Source organism: Candidatus Dedyshia acidiphila (genome assembly GCF_051025295.1).
Taxonomy (GTDB): domain Bacteria; phylum Acidobacteriota; class Terriglobia; order Terriglobales; family Acidobacteriaceae; genus KBS-83.
On record NZ_JBMGJV010000002.1, the window covers coordinates 15,443 to 29,869 of the forward strand.

The 14,427-nt window shown below is 63.8% G+C and carries 11 protein-coding genes; 7 read left to right on the top strand and 4 right to left on the bottom strand.

Annotation, left to right across the window (positions count from 1 at the left end; genetic code table 11):
* Positions 1–1,758 carry an alpha-glucosidase gene (locus tag AC5IJH_RS01050; protein ID WP_491900931.1) on the bottom strand — a complete coding sequence of 586 codons (1,758 nt, stop codon included), beginning with the start codon at positions 1,756–1,758 and terminating at the stop codon, positions 1–3.
* A gap of 295 nt (positions 1,759–2,053) precedes the next feature.
* Here AC5IJH_RS01050 and AC5IJH_RS01055 point away from each other — a divergent pair, with 295 nt between their 5' ends.
* From AC5IJH_RS01055 to AC5IJH_RS01070, 4 genes are read left to right on the top strand one after another with little or no spacing between them, the layout of a single operon-like run.
* Positions 2,054–2,983 carry a carbohydrate kinase family protein gene (locus tag AC5IJH_RS01055; RefSeq protein ID WP_491900932.1) on the top strand — a complete coding sequence of 310 codons (930 nt, stop codon included), beginning with the start codon at positions 2,054–2,056 and terminating at the stop codon, positions 2,981–2,983.
* Positions 2,984–3,023: 40 nt separating this feature from the next.
* Positions 3,024–4,388, top strand: a complete 1,365-nt coding sequence (locus tag AC5IJH_RS01060; RefSeq protein WP_491900933.1) for a DUF2252 domain-containing protein — start codon at positions 3,024–3,026, stop codon at positions 4,386–4,388.
* Between the two features lie 23 nt (positions 4,389–4,411).
* The gene (locus AC5IJH_RS01065; RefSeq protein WP_491900934.1) at positions 4,412–6,334 is read left to right on the top strand and encodes an ABC-F family ATP-binding cassette domain-containing protein; all 1,923 of its coding nucleotides are present in this window, start codon (positions 4,412–4,414) and stop codon (positions 6,332–6,334) included.
* 24 nt (positions 6,335–6,358) lie between these two features.
* Positions 6,359–6,739 (top strand): hypothetical protein, encoded by a 381-nt coding sequence (locus tag AC5IJH_RS01070; RefSeq protein ID WP_491900935.1) that lies wholly within the window; start codon positions 6,359–6,361, stop codon positions 6,737–6,739.
* On the opposite strand, the gene AC5IJH_RS01075 is transcribed toward AC5IJH_RS01070, so the two are convergent.
* Entirely contained in the window at positions 6,691–7,419 is a 729-nt protein-coding gene (locus AC5IJH_RS01075) for a hypothetical protein (protein WP_491900936.1), read from the bottom strand. The genes AC5IJH_RS01070 and AC5IJH_RS01075 overlap by 49 nt on opposite strands.
* Before the next feature lie 22 nt (positions 7,420–7,441).
* Entirely contained in the window at positions 7,442–8,755 is a 1,314-nt protein-coding gene (locus AC5IJH_RS01080; protein WP_491900937.1) for an MFS transporter, read from the bottom strand.
* An 84-nt stretch (positions 8,756–8,839) separates the two neighbouring features.
* Here AC5IJH_RS01080 and AC5IJH_RS01085 point away from each other — a divergent pair, with 84 nt between their 5' ends.
* Positions 8,840–10,117: an MFS transporter gene (locus AC5IJH_RS01085; protein WP_491900938.1), complete on the top strand. Its 1,278-nt coding sequence runs from the start codon at positions 8,840–8,842 to the stop codon at positions 10,115–10,117.
* Here AC5IJH_RS01085 and AC5IJH_RS01090 read toward each other — a convergent pair.
* Entirely contained in the window at positions 10,111–11,763 is a 1,653-nt protein-coding gene (locus tag AC5IJH_RS01090) for a TolC family protein (RefSeq protein ID WP_491900939.1), read from the bottom strand. The genes AC5IJH_RS01085 and AC5IJH_RS01090 overlap by 7 nt on opposite strands.
* Positions 11,764–11,892: 129 nt before the next feature.
* Here AC5IJH_RS01090 and AC5IJH_RS01095 point away from each other — a divergent pair, with 129 nt between their 5' ends.
* Together AC5IJH_RS01095 and AC5IJH_RS01100 are read left to right on the top strand one after the other, a co-directional pair.
* A complete protein-coding gene (locus AC5IJH_RS01095; protein WP_491900940.1) occupies positions 11,893–14,040 on the top strand; it encodes a molybdopterin-containing oxidoreductase family protein in 2,148 nt (715 codons plus the stop codon).
* Complete coding sequence (locus AC5IJH_RS01100; RefSeq protein ID WP_491900941.1) at positions 14,033–14,218, top strand: CPXCG motif-containing cysteine-rich protein; 186 nt, start codon at positions 14,033–14,035, stop codon at positions 14,216–14,218. Before AC5IJH_RS01095 ends, AC5IJH_RS01100 begins: the two co-directional genes overlap by 8 nt.
* Positions 14,219–14,427: the final 209 nt, after the last annotated feature.

Below are 14,427 nucleotides of genomic sequence, written 5' to 3' on the forward strand. Positions count from 1 at the left end.
CTACTCGACTTGCCCGATGTAGACGCCGTACGCTGGCAGCTTCACCGCATCGAGTGATGCCGGATCGCTTGCGCCAGGTGTCTTCATCAGTGTCTTCGCCTGCTTGCCCTGGACTCCCTGGGACGACAGATCGAAAGCAATTGTCTGCGGGTCAGCGGTGAAGTTACACGCCACCACCACGGCTGGCTTGCCCTCTTCGCGCCGCATCCAGGAGAGGACATGCGCATCCGTCGGATTCAGCATCGTGAGTGTGCCCGAGTGCAGCGCCGGGTTCTCGCGCCGTAACTGGATCATCTGCTTGTACCAGTTGAGCAGAGAGTCCGTGTCGCGCACCTCCTCTTCGACGTTCACCGTCTTATAGGTGGAGGGAACTGGCAGCCAGGGGTGATCGCTCTTCGTGAAGCCAGCCTCGGGTGAGCCATCCCACTGCATCGGTGTCCGCTCGCCGTCCCGTCCCTTCTCGCGTGGCCAGCCCGTCTTGCCGATCGGATCCTTCACGTCTTCGACGCGCGTGGGCGGCGTGGTCTTCATGCCGAGCTCGTCGCCGTAGTACATCATCGCCGTGCTGCGCGTTGTGAACAGAATGGCCGCCAGCATGCGCTGGATGTCGACGTCGTGCGTGCCATCGCCGTAGCGTGCATCGATACGCGGGTTATCGTGGTTGTCGAAGACGAGCAGCGGCTGATTGTTGCCGATGTCATGCTCCACTTCATTCAGTCGCTGACGGAACAAGTTGATGTCCAGCTTGTTCGTGAAGCCAACCTGCATGTCCATGGGCAGCTGCAGCTCGTCGTGATTCGCGCCGTACCACTTCTCCAGTTCTTGAACGTTCGGCAGATAGGTCTCGCCGATCAGAACGCGGTTGCCGGGGAAGCTGTTCGTCACGTTGCGCAGATCGCGCATGACCTTGTGCACTTCCGGCAGATTCTCCGTCAGTGAGCCATCAATATTTGGATCGCCGAAGGCGTTCGTGCCGGGCAAAATCTGCTCGTCCTTGAACGAGGGATCCTCGAACAGTGTCGGCACGGCATCCAGACGGAAGCCGCCCACATCCTTGCGCAGCCAGAAGCGGACCACGTCCCACATCGCTGCTTCCACCTTGGGATTGTTCCAGTTCAAGTCGGGCTGCTGGATGTAGAACTTGTGGTAGTACCACTGATTCGTCTTCGGCGAGTATTGCCACGCAGAGTGGCCGAACACGGACTGCCAGTTATTCGGCGGCTGACCCGGACCCTTCCCGTCGCGCCACACGTACCAGTTGCGCTTTGGATTGGTCTTCGAGCTCTCGCTTTCCTTGAACCACGCATGCTGGTCCGAGGTGTGGTTCATCACCATGTCCATGATGATGCGGATGTCTCTCTTCTTCGCTTCCGCCACAAGGTGGTCGAAGTCGGCCATCGTGCCATAAGCGGGATCGATCGCCACGTAATTCGAAATGTCGTAACCGAAGTCCACCTGCGGCGAAGGATAGATCGGCGTGAGCCAGAGCGCATCCACGCCAAGCGTTTTCAGGTAGTCCAGCCGGCTCGTGATGCCGTTCAAATCGCCGATGCCGTCGCCATTCGAGTCCTGGAAGCTGCGCGGATAGATTTCGTAGATGACGGCGTGCCTCCACCAGACGTCCTCGTTGTTGTCTGCGGCCTGTGCCTTCGCTGCCGTTTTCGCGGACGCGTGGTCCTTCGCCGGCCCCGCAGCATGACAGGCAGCGGCCAGGCTCAATCCCAGCAGCGCAGCCCAGCACCTTGTGTTCGCACGCATCTTCCCTCCTTGGCGCTCATGCTTCGTGATGCCAGCAGAGCCATCCGGCTCTGAAGCCTAACATACGATGCGCAGGGCGAGTGCGGCGCAGCTTATGCCCGCCGCTCGTCGGCACTCCGTGACCTGCGTGGTACGCTCAACCCACATCCGGGCTTGTTGGTTTACGATCGTCCTTCGCTCCGTCCTACGCTCGAGGAGACACGATGCATCGGTTCTCACGGACTTGCCTGCGGAATGCCGTTCACGGCTGCGCGCCTGAACTGGCCAGAGTATTCTCCGCTCAGGTGCTTCCGCGATGAGCGGCTCAAAGTGCATCGTCGGGTTGGGCGAGCTGCTCTGGGATGTACTTCCGGACGGTCCACGCCTGGGTGGCGCCGTTTCGAACTTCGCGGTAATGGCCGCCCGCCTCGGCAACCGCGGTGTGATTGCGACGCGGGTCGGCACCGATGCTCTGGGCCGCGAGGCGATGGGACTGCTGCAGAAGACGCCGGTTGAAACCGGGTTTGTGCAGGAAGACTTCAGCCGGGTCACGGGAACCGTCACCGTCGCGCTCGAGGCAGGCCAGCCGCACTACACGATTCATGAGCCGGTGGCCTGGGATTTCCTGGAGTTCACACCACATTGGCTGGCCCTTGCAGAACAGGCCGATGCCGTCTGCTTCGGTTCGCTCGCGCAGCGCTCCCCGGCGTCCCGCCGCACGATCGAAAGTTTCCTGCACGAAACGCAGCCCGGCTGCGTGCGCGTCTTCGACGTGAACCTGCGGCCGCCGTTCTTCACGGCAGAAGTGGTCGAGCGATCGCTTGAACTCGCGACTATTTTCAAGTTGAATGCGGATGAAATGCCGCACGTCCTATCGCTGCTCGACTTTCCGGACGGCAGCAGCACCGCGCCGGACTCACTGCTGAATAGCGCGCGGCAGATCATCGATCAGTTCCCCGTGCAGCTGGTCGCGATCACGCTGGGTGCGCAGGGCAGCCTGCTGATCACCCGGAACGAAGTGGATCGCCATCCAGGCTATGCGGCGGAGCTCGTCGATGCGGTTGGTGCGGGCGATGCCTTCACCGCTGCAATCACGCACTTCTATATGCGCGGAGCGTCCCTCCACCAGCTCAATGTCGCGGGCAATCGCTGGGGCTCCTGGGTGGCGTCCCGCGCCGGCGCCATGCCTGAGCTCAGCGATGACGAGCGGGACCGCGTGATGAAGCAGATCGAGCAGGAAGGCTGACGGCGAACGTGCGCGTGCAGCTTCTAGTCGGGCCGTCAGAATGACGACGCATATCGCTCCTGCAGATCGTGCGGCGCTCGGCAAGGCGCGTCGCAAACAAGTGCGCCGCCAGAAACACGCGCAATGGAAGCCGGCCTCCCATCGCCCGTCGCCGGTCCAGACCGTGGCGCATTCGATGCAGGGCCGCGTCGCCGCCCTGGTCGCGATCAAGTACGAACGCATGCTGGAGTCGCCCTTCGGCTTCTTTCGCGGGGCTGTGCCGGTCATGGCGGCCGATCTGGCCGCGATGCCCAACACCGGGATCGTCTCGCAAATCTGCGGTGACGCGCACGTGCGCAATCTGGGGGCCTACGCTGCCCCGGATGGCAGGCTGGTGTTCGACATCAACGATTTCGACGAGAGCTGCCGGGCTCCCTTCGAATGGGATCTGAAGCGGATGGCCACGAGCGTCGTTCTGTCCGGACGCGCAAACGGCGAGAAGAACGCCGCGTGTGCAGACGCGGTGCTCGTGCTCTCTCATAGCTACCGCAGGCTGGCAGCGCGTCTGGCAGCCATGCCGGTGCTTGAGATGTCGCGCTATCAGGTGCATCGGCTGGAGCGAGTCACGCCCGTCTCCGATGCGCTGCACAAGGCTGAGCGCGAAACGCCGCTCGCGACGATGGCACGCTTCACGGATGCGTTGAAGGAGTCGAAGAGTGGGCAGGAGCAGCGTCGCTTCAAAGAGGAGCCGCCGCTGCAGACGCGTGTCACAGGGAGCCAGGCACGCGCAGTGCTCGGTTCGTTTGGTCCTTATCGCGACACGCTGCTGCCGGAACGGCGTCACATTCTCGCGCAGTACCGTCCGCTCGATGTGGCCTTTCGCGTTGTGGGCACCGGCAGTGTAGGCCTGCGAGACTACCTGGTCTATCTCGAAGGAAACGGTGGCGCGGATCCGCTCTTTCTGCAGATCAAGGAACAGCCCGGGTCGGCTTACACACCGTACGTTGCTGCGCAATTTGCGACCACTCATGCTCCGGCAAATCACGGGCAGGCGGTCGCCGAAGGCCAGCGCGCCATGCAGTGGCAGTCGGACCCGATGCTCGGCTGGACAAACATCGGCGGCCGCGATTACCTGGTCCGCCAACTCAACGATCACAAGGCGTCCATCGATTTCGAGACGCTGCGCGGTGGCGGGCTGCTCGAATACGCAGAGATCTGCGGCGAACTGCTGGCGCGCGGACATGCACGCTCCGGCGACCCGCACCTGATCACGGGATATCTTGGCGCAGGCGCGAAGGACGACAGCTTCGATCAGGCGCTCCGCGAGTTCGCCCACGCCTACGCCGACCAGACCGAGGCTGACTGGCAGGCGCTGGTGGCGGCCCGCAAATCGCGGAAAGCTCCGGCAAAGCGCACAGCCGGATGAGAAAATAGCAGCAGGGACACCTGATGCTGCAACTCACCTCTGCGGGCAAGCGCTTCGGCCCGCGCACGCTATTCGAAGGCGCCAACTGGTTAATCACGCCGGGCGAGCGCACTGCGCTGGTCGGCGCCAATGGCACCGGCAAATCCACGCTGCTGAAGTCCTTGGCCGGCCTTGAGGGACTCGACTACGGCACGCTCGACCGCGCGCGTCACGCCACCATCGGCTACCTGCCGCAGGATGGTCTCGCCCTGTCCGGCCGCACCGTGTTCGACGAGTGCCTATCCGTGTTCGATGAGCTGCGCTCGATCGAGCAGGAGCTTGAGACGCTTTCGACCAGCCTTGCCGAGCTCGACTCTGCTTCTGCCGCGTATGAGGCTGTGGCCGAGCGCTTCTCGCAGCTCGACAGTCGGTTTCGTGCCCATGACGGTTATGCGCTGGATGCCCAGGTCGGCGCCGTACTGGACGGGCTCGGCTTCAGCAAGCAGGACTGGCAGCGGCAGACGCAGGAGTTTTCTGGCGGCTGGCAGATGCGCATCGCTCTCGCAAAACTGCTGCTCGCCAAGCCGAGCCTGCTGCTGCTGGATGAGCCGACGAACCACCTCGATCTCGAGACCCGCAATTGGCTTGAGCAGTACCTGAACGGCTATCCCAACGGCTACATCCTCATCTCGCACGACCGCTACTTCCTGGACGTCACGGTCAGCAAGATCGTCGAGATCTGGAACAAGGCGCTGCACTTTTACAACGGCAACTACGAGCGCTACCTCGAGCAGAAGCAGGAGCGCCGCGTGCAGCTGGAGTCGGCGTTCCGTAATCAGCGCCAGCAGATTGAGCACCTTGAGACGTTCATCAACCGCTTCCGCTACCAGGCGACCAAGGCGAAGCAGGTGCAGAGCCGCATCAAGGAGCTCGAGAAGATCGAGCGCATCGAGATTCCGCAGGAAGAAGCAATCATCCACTTCACGTTTCCGCAGCCGCCTGCGTCTGGCCGCACCGTGGTGGAGGTTAAAGACCTGGAAAAGAGCTACGGAGCCAAGCAGGTGCTGCGCGATGTGAACTTCACGATCGACCGAGGCGATCGCATCGCCCTGGTAGGCGTCAATGGTGCGGGTAAATCCACGCTTGTGCGCATGCTCTCCGGGACGGAAGGGCCATCAACCGGCACGCTCAAGATGGGCCACAACGTCACCGCGGAATACTTTGCGCAGGACCAGTACAAGGTGCTGAATCCAGCAGCGCGCATGCTCGACGACATCAGCAGCATCGCTCCGCGCGTGCCGCAGGCAGACCTGCGCGGGCTGCTCGGCTGCTTCCTGTTCTCGGGTGATGACGTTTTCAAGCAGCTCGGCGTACTCTCAGGCGGCGAGCGCAATCGCTACGCGCTGGCCCGCATCCTGGTCAGTCCCGCCAACTTCCTGCTGCTGGATGAGCCGACGAATCACCTCGACCTGCGCGCAAAAGAGGTGCTGCTGGACGCGATCCGCAGGTTCAGCGGCACCGTCATCTTCGTTTCGCACGATCGCTATTTCCTCGATGCGCTGGGCACGCGTGTGTTCGAGGTCGCGGACGGCGCGGTGCAGGTCTACCCCGGCAACTACGAGGACTACCTGCGTCGCAAGGCAGGCATCCCGATCCTCAGCGCAGACCTCGCACAGCCCGTCACTTCACACGACATCAGCGAGCCCACCAGCGAAGCGCCTTCGCGCATGCGCCGCGTCAATCCAATCAAGCGCAAGCAGATGCAGAACCGGCTCTCATTCGTCGAGGGCGAGATCCCTCGCATTGAGGGCAGCATCGCTGAAGCCGAAGAGGCACTCGCCCGATTCGTCAGCGCCGAGGAGACGCAGCGCCAGAGCGCCGCGCTCGAGACGCTGCGCCGCGAGCACGCAGCCCTCACGGCCGAATGGGAAGATCTGATGCAGCAGCTCGAAGAAGCGAACGTCTAGTCTCGCTCGGTGCATCTATCGAGCATGAGCAAGACTCCGGAAGCAATCGACACAACAGGAGCGCTGCGCCTCTATCCCGCGCCGTGGAAGGGCGAGGTGCTCTTCGCCTGCCGCAAGTGCCAGCGCCGCATGAAGAAGAAGGACGGCCCGGAAGCCCTGCAGAAGGTGAAGCGCTGGTTCAAGGCGCGTGGCCGGCATCAGAAGGGCCCAGAAAAGAGGACAGAGCTGCGCGTCATTGACATGACCTGCATCAAGCTCTGCCCGGGCGATGGTGTGACTGTCTTCTCGCGCGGTCACCTTGCGCATGAGCCGGCGGGCGTGTGCATCGCGCGCTCGGAGAACGACCTCGAAAGGCTCTACTGCGAACTGACGGACGTGGCCTTGTCGCCTGAGAAGGTCACGTGAAACTTGTGCGTCTGACCCTGGTCAACCGTCGTGTAGCTCACCGTGCGATTGCCTACATCTTTTGAGTCGGACTGCTGCAGATTGCCGACCGCCATCGCGGTCTGCAGTTCGCTCATGCCCTTCACCGGTGTGTGTTGTTCGACCGCGTGCCAGACATCCGGTGTCCAGTGGTAGAGCGTCTTCGGATCCTGGTAGTAGAAGAGGTCGTCGCACTCCCAGTTATCGTTGCCTGAGCTCAGCGTCGCTACCGGTGCGGCGAACTCGCCCACGCGCCCCGGCTCAGTAAAGACGACGAACGCGTTCTTGTCGCCGCGCACAATGCTGCTCGTCCAGTCGGTGGGTGCCGTCGCCTCGACAAAGGTCTTCACAATCAGCTGTTGTGCTGGCGGCAGGCGACCCTCTTCTTTCGCGAAGTGGATCTTGCCACTGGTGTACGCATAGTACGGGATCTCGTAGCCCGTCTTCGACCAGACCGGCTTGCCATCCAGCTCACGTGCGGACTTCAGGCTGTTGATGAACATCCGCTTGGGCACGACCGATTCATCGTCGGTCAGGACGCGGCGCTCGGGCTGCTTCGTGGCCACGGGCGCATTTCGTTCGTGCTCGTACGAGACAACGCGCCACGCACCAATCGCGAGCACCAATACCGTAATTGCGCCGATCACCTGCCATTTGCCCATCGTGTTCTCCTTCGCGTGCTTGTTAGATGAGTGGCTGCTCAAGCTGTTCTTCTGGTGGCATCAGCGACTCCGCGCTCAACTGATCGGCGTCGCGCAGTGCAGGGAAGAAGGTGGCCCACAGCCCGGTCACTACGAGTGATCCGATGCCGCCCATCACCACGGCACGCACCGGCCCCCACCACTGCGCGGTCAAGCCGCTCTCATATTCGCCCAGCTCGTTCGATGCGCCCACGAACAGTGAATTGACGGCGCTGACTCGTCCGCGCATCGCGGGCGGTGTCGCCAGTTGCAGAAGCGAGGAGCGGATCACGACGCTGACCATATCTCCAGCGCCGAGTAGCACAAGCGCCACGAGCGAGACCCACAGGTTGCGTGAGAGCCCGAACACGATCGTGCAGGTGCCGAAAATGGCCACGCAGATGAACATCGTGCGGCCGGCCCGGCGATGGATCGGCCGGAAGGAGAGCACGACCGACACAGCCAGTGCGCCGAGGGCGGGCGCAGCACGCAGCAGTCCCAGACCGCGTGCGCCAGTGTGCAGCACGCTCTCGGCGAAGATCGGCATCAGCGCCACGGCGCCGCCCAGGAGAACAACAAACAGATCCAGGCTGACCGACCCAAGCAGCAGGCGCGCGCGCCACACGTAGCGCAATCCTTCGAACAGCAGATCGATGCTCGTGGCGCGGTGTTCCATGCGTCCGGGGCGAACAGACAGCCGCCCAATCAATGCAAGAAATCCGGCGAGGGCGACCAGCGTGAAAAGAAAGACCAGCGGTGCGCCAGCCAGCCGCGGTGCACCCCATTGCGCCAAGGGCAATGTGAACAGCAGACCGCCGACCGCGGGCCCCGCGATGTTGGCAATCTGGAAGACGGTCGCGCCCCAGGTGACTGCGTTGACGAAGTGCTCCTTCGGCACAAGGTGGGGCAGTAGCGCAGAACTGGCTGGCCCGCTGAACGCTCGTCCGGTGCCGATGATAAATAGCACCGCATAGATCGGTCCGATGTCCCGCATGCCCCCATACGCGAACCAAAACAGCAGGGACGTGCAGATGAGCTGCAGTGCATAGCAGACCAGGATCACCGTGCGGCGATCGAAGCGGTCTGCCGTATGCCCTGCGGGCAGCATGAACAGCAGCCCGGGCAGGAAGAGCGCCAGCCCGGTGTAGCCGAGGTCGATGGCACGATGCGTGATTTGGTAGACCTGCCATGCGACCGCGACTGACTGCGCCTCCGCGCCCATGATCACCAGCATGCGCGCCATCTGGTAGAGCCGGAAGTCACGTGAGGCGAAGGCGGCAGCGCCGCGTTGTGCAGGTTGTTCGTTGGACTGAGGCATGCCGGTGCTGGGGACGAAGCTCCTGCATCGATTGTCTCAGCCCGAGCGGGCGTTACTCTGAGTGCAGGCGGTGCAGGCACCCTGATGCCGGAATCAAATGACGCAATCGCGCCCGAACTGCCGCTTGGAGAAGGCGCAGTCTCCGCCGGTGCTGCGATGCCGCCCCACCCGGCGCACCCGCTGGCGCCAATCAGCGGTGTGGTCGGCGTCTTTGCGTGCGGGCTGGTCGCCTTTCTCTCGCTCTACGCGACGCAGCCGCTCTTGCCGCTTTTGGAGCAGATCTTCCATGCCAGCAAGTCCGCTGTCGGCTGGACAGTGAGCGCCTCGACCCTCGGCGTGGCCATAGCCGCACCATTGCTCGGCAGCCTGACAGAGCGCATGAATCGTAAGCGCGTCATGGTCGCCTCCATGCTGCTGCTGGCGTTGCCTACAGCCGGCGTCGCGGCAGCGCCCACGCTGGGGTGGCTGGTCTTCTGGCGCCTGCTGCAGGGGCTGATCACGCCCGGAGTGTTTGCGACGACGATCGCATACATCACGGAATCGTGGCCGCCTACGGCCGTCGCGCCAGTCATGAGTTTGTACGTTAGCGGGACCGCGCTTGGCGGCTTCTGCGGACGTGCCATCACTGGATTGATGGCGGATCACTTCAACTGGCGCGCCGCCTTTGTATTGCTGAGCGCCATGTGTGTCGCCGGCGCAGGACTGATTGTGTGGCTCCTGCCCGATCGGCCGCGCAAACAGCGTGCATCGGCTGCTGCGGCGGACGCGACACCTGCCGAGCTGGGGCTGCAGCGTTTCGCGAACCCGCGCCTGGTCGCAACCTACCTGGTCGGATTCAACGTGTTGTTTTCGCTTGTCGGCGTGTTCACGTACATCACGTACTATCTCGCCGCTCCGCCATTCTCGCTCTCGACCACACAGTTGAGCCTGCTGTTCGTCGTCTATCTGGTCGGGCTCGTCGCTACGCCGCTTGCGGGGGCGCTGCTGCCGCGGGTCGGCCTGCTCGTCGGCATCACTGGCTCCAGCCTCATGTCGCTCGCAGGCGTGTTACTGACGCTCGTCCCGCATCTGCCGATTGTGATCACCGGACTGGCGCTCTGCTGCACTGGCACGTTTATCTCGCAGAGTTGCGCGACCAGTTTTCTGCGGGAGGCCGCGCCGGAGTCATCGCGCTCGACCGCCGTGGGGCTCTACGTCGCGTGCTACTACATTGGCGGCACGGTTGCTGGTGTGGCGCCGAGCCTGGTGTGGCGCCACGGTGGCTGGACGGCGTGCGTGGCGCTTGTGGCAGTGGTGGACGTGCTCTCGCTCGCGATTGCGCAGTTCGGCTGGCGCATGCGCGATGCGGCGATCGGCTACTGATTGCCGAGGTAGGTCTTGTAATGCGTGTCCACGATGCCCAGGTTGCGCGCCAGGCCCAGCTTGGACTGATTGAACTGCAGCGTGTCGGAGATCAACTGCGCCTGCGCCTGCGACAGTGTTGCCTGCGCTTGCACCACGGCGAGATTGTCCTGGACACCAGCCGCAAAGCGATCGCTGGCGTCGGCCAGGGCGCGCGTCGCCAGCTGCACGTTTTGCTGCGAGACCTGCACCAGCGTCTGCGCCGAGTTCACGTCGAGCATGCTGTCGCGAAGCTGCTGATCGATCTGCTGTCGCAGGTCACCCAGACGGCTCTGCGTGCTCTGCCGCTGGGCCTCGGCCACCTCGGAGTCGCCGCGGAACTGCGCCTCCTTGAAGAGTGGCAGCTTCACCGTACCCATTGCGACAAAGGTAGTGCGGTAGGAGCCATGCGTCACGCCGGTCAGCGCGTAGTCGCCGTTCGCTGCCACGGTGGGCAGGCGCTCGTAGCGCGCTGCTGAACGTGTCAGTTGCGCGGCGCGCATCTGGCGCTGGAGCCCCTGAAAGTCCTGGCGATTTTTGTAGGCCACCTTGCGTGCGTCCTCAAGTGACATCTGCTCGAGGTCAGCATACGGCGCGGTATCCGTGAGCTGGATCGACTGTTCGACCGGCACGCCGATCATGCGCTTCAGCAGGATCAGATCCTTCTCGTACACGTTGCGGATCGCAATCACCTGCTGCTGCTGGGTCTGGTATTGCACGCGTGCGCGAGACTCGTCGAGCCGCGCCGCCGTGCCGGCTTCGTGCTCCGCCTGCGCCTGCTGGAACAGCGTCTGATCCGCGCGCAGCAGCGACTCGGCGCTGTCGATCTGCGACTGATCCGAAATCGCCTTCAGGTACTGGTTGCCGACATTCAGCACCACTAGCCCACGCGACGATTGCGTGTTGTAGTAGCTCGCCTTCGCGTTCTCGCGCGCCGCGCGATAGCGCGTGATCGCCGCATAATCGAACGCGGTCCAGTCGAGCGCCACATCCGCCTGCGTCACGTCCACCTTCACGATCGGCTGGAAGGGCGAGTTCGCCAGATTCGGGAAGAGTGGGCCGATCTTGCGCAGCAGCGACTGGTTGAAGCCGAACGTAGACAGGTCGTACTGGTGGGCGCCCGTTGAGCCCTCTGCCTTAATCGCCGGCAGCAGCGGATCGAGCGACTTCAGCGTCTGCCCTTCGACCTGTTTCTGCTGAGCGCGGGCTTCCGTGATCGCCAGGTTCGCGTCCATGCCGCGCGTGATCGCATCGTCGAGTGAAAGCTTCAGCGGATCTGCGCTGACCCTGGCACGCGTCACGCTGCCGTAATAGGGGTTCTGTGCAGAGCTGGGATTCAGGACAAGCTGGCCGGAGCTTGTGCCGGTCCCCGCGGTGCTGGCGCCCGTTCCGTTGCCGGCGCTGCTTGGAGCCGGATTCGCGGACACGGCCGCCGCGGAACTTCCCGTGGCTGAGGTGGCGTCAGCGGTGGTCGACGAGGACGCGCCACCCTGCGGACTCGTTGTGGTGCCGCCCTGGCCTCCACCTGAACCCCCTGCCTGCGCCTGAGCGGCAGAAGCGCCAGTGAGCGCCAGCGTGGCACACATCAGGATGGAACCAATCTGTCCAATCACGAACCGACCAATCACCCGCGGTTGCACTCCTGTCCCAGAATCACTCTCGTTAGATCATGGCAGATGCCGAGCGATGCCGAAACTTTGCTCCGACCCCGGGGAGCGGGGCTCAGCCGGCTCGCCGCGGCCCCTTACAATCGGAACATGCCTCCCGCAGAGTCACCGCTGCGTGTCGTGCAGGCCGTGTGTTCGCACGACTGCCCGGATTCCTGCGCCGTGCACATCAGCGTGGACCCCGCCGGGCGGGCGCAGAAGATCGTTGGCGATCCCAATCACCCGGTAACCCGCGGCTTTTTGTGCGGCAAGGTCGCCCGCTACCTCGATCATGTCTATGCGCCGGACCGCCTGCTCTATCCGATGCGGCGTCGCCCGGGCGTGGCCAAGGGCGCTCTCCAGTCCGGACGCGAGCCCGAGAGCTTCGAGCGCATCTCCTGGGACGAGGCGCTCGACATGGTTGCGGGTCGTTTGCACGCCATCACGGCCGAGCATGGCCCCGAGTCCGTTCTGCCGTACTCCTACGCTGGCACCATCGGACAGCTTGGCTACGCATCGATGGACCGGCGCTTTTTTCACCGGCTCGGCGCATCGCAGCTCGATCGCACCATCTGCGCCACGGCGGGCGGTGACGCCATCCTGTCCCTTTATGGACGCAAGCTCGGTACAGATACGGAGCAGTTCCATCGCGCACGTCTGATCCTGGCGTGGGGCGCGAATGTTCACGGCAACGCCATCCATCTGTGGCCGCAGATCGAGGAAGCGCGCCGCGCCGGCGCTCGCCTCGTCGTCATCGACCCGTACCCGACCCGCACCGCGCGCGCAGCCGACTGGCACATCCCGATCCGGCCAGGCACGGACGTGGCACTCGCGCTCGGCATGATGCACGTTCTGTTCGCGGAGGGCAGGGAAGACCGCGACTACCTGGACCGCTTCACCCTGGGCGCCCGCGAGCTGGCCGAACGCGCACGCGAATATTCGCCGGAGCGCGTCGCCGCGTGGACGGGCATCGCTGCGGACGATATCCGCACCCTGGCGCGCGATTACGCGTCGACCACTCCCGCTGTCATCCGGCTGAATTACGGCGCGACCCGCAGCGAGAACGGCGGTACGGCGGCGCGGGCCATCGCGATGCTGCCGCTGGTGACCGGCGCGTTCCGGCATCTGGGTGGCGGCCTGCAGCTCTCGACCAGTGGAGGCTTCAGTTTTGACGGCCAGGCGCTCGAGCGCCCTGACTTGATGCACGCGAGCCCACTGGGCCGTCCATCCCGCGTCGTCAACATGTCGCGCCTCGGCCACGCGCTCACGGAGATGAACGATCCGCCGGTCAAAGCTCTGTTCGTCTACAACTCGAATCCCGCGGCGATTGCCCCGAACCAGGCCGCTGTCCTGCGCGGCATGCGGCGTCCGGACCTGTTCACCGTCGTCCATGAGCAGTTCTGGACAGACACGGCGGACTATGCCGACGTTGTCCTGCCCGCGACGACATTCTTCGAACAGACCGACGTGCAGGGCGCGTACGGCCATTACTACGTGCAGCTTTCCGATCGCGCCATCGAGCCGCTCGGCGAGGCGCGGCCCAACGTCTGGCTATTCGGTCAGCTCGCGCAGCGCATGGGCTTTCCGGAGCCTTGCTTCCGCGACACCGAGGACGACTTGATCGCGCAGGCGCTCGGCAATGCCGACCAGGACGGAACCATGCAGGGCATCACGCTCGATCGACTGCGCCGCGAGCGCCGCGTGCGCCTGCGTCTGCCTGGTGAGCCCGATGCGCCATTTCAGCCCTTCGCTGACGGGCGTTTCTACACCGCATCCGGCAAGGCAGAGATCAGCTCGCCGTCGCTCGCAGCGCTCGGCGTCGATCCGCTCCCCGCATTTGTACCCCCAACCGAGTCACGTTCTGCCAGAGGGAGTGAACGTACGTATCCGCTCGAGTTCCTGCCCCGCAAGGCCGACCATTACATGAACAGCACGCTCGCCAATCACGATGTGCACCGTCACATGGAGGCCGCCTTCCTCGATCGCCTGGAACTGCATCCGGACGACGCAGCCGCGCGACAGATTCAGGAAGGAGATGCGGTGGAGGTCTTCAATGATCGCGGACGGCTGCGGCTGGTCGCGCGCCTCAACCCGCAGCTTGCGCCTGGCGTGGTCGCCTCGCGCATGAATTGGAACAAGCTCACGATTACAGGCGGCAATGTCAATCAGCTCACGTCCGAGCGGTTGACGGACTTCGGCCGCGGCCCCACCTTCTATTCAACGCTGGTCGAGGTGGCGCGGGCCGGCACGCATGGCTGAAAGCGGCTACCAGTGCGCCGGTTGCGGCGAGTGGAACGACACAGCGGTGGACGAGTCGGCGGGCAGCCGTCAGAGCTACGTCGAGGACTGCCAGGTCTGCTGTAAACCAAACGTGCTCGACGTGCGCTGGAGCGCGTCGGATCACGCCTACCTGATTCGCGCAGAGCTCGAAAGCTGAGCCAGTACGCATGCCCCGGTTGGGCGGTCTCGCCCCGGTTGCTATAGAATCGGTTTTTCCAGCAAGAACAGCAGAATCGTATTTTTTGTTGCAGTGAGGGTGTGCCTATTTTTCCCGACATCCGGCGGAGTTCCGGCTCCCAGATTCACCAGGACAAGACCGTTCGGTCCTTTACAGGAATGGCGCTACGTGGGTTGGGGTCTCTGGCC